General features: G+C 37.9%; 1 protein-coding gene. It reads left to right on the top strand.

Going from position 1 to position 747, the window contains the following annotated elements; genetic code table 11:
- Positions 1-747, top strand: a 747-nt coding sequence (locus DWW96_RS13735; protein WP_147339844.1) for a class I tRNA ligase family protein, incomplete at both ends; no start/stop codon positions are given.

Genomic DNA, 747 nt, shown 5'->3' with positions numbered 1-747 from the left:
GCAATTGTTGAAGATTTAGACAAAGAAGGCTTCCTTGTTAAGATTGAAGACCATGAGCATAACGTTGGTACATGTTACAGATGTCATACAACTATTGAACCTAGAGTATCAAAACAGTGGTTTGTAAAGATGGACGAACTTGCAAAACCAGCCATTGATGCTGTTAAAAATGGTGACACTAAATTTGTACCGGGATATTTTGATAAAACATATTTCCATTGGCTTGAAAACATCCGTGACTGGTGTATTTCACGTCAGTTATGGTGGGGACATCAGATTCCTGCATTTTATTGTGACGACTGTGGAGAAATGGTTGTAACTAAAGAAGACCATGCTACATGTCCACATTGTGGAAAAGAAATGAGACAGGACCCTGATACACTTGATACATGGTTCTCATCAGCATTATGGCCATTTAGCACACTTGGATGGCCTGATAAAACAGAAGAAATGGATTACTTCTATCCTACAAACACATTGGTAACAGGATATGATATTATTCCTTTCTGGGTAATGAGAATGATGTTCTCAGGACTTGAACATACAGGACAGGTTCCTTTTGATACAGTATTAATTCATGGTTTGGTTCGTGATTCCCAGGGACGTAAAATGAGTAAGTCTTTAGGAAATGGTATTGATCCATTGGAAGTTATTGATAAATACGGTGCTGATGCATTAAGATTTACACTTATTACAGGAAATGCACCTGGTAATGACATGAGATTCTACTGGGAGAGAGTAGAAGCA

This window comes from Eubacterium sp. AF17-7, from assembly GCF_003461285.1.
Classification (GTDB): Bacteria; Bacillota; Clostridia; order Lachnospirales; family Lachnospiraceae; genus Eubacterium_U; species Eubacterium_U album.
Note: the sequence above shows the minus strand (reverse complement) of the source record. Positions and strands in the feature narration are given on the sequence as shown.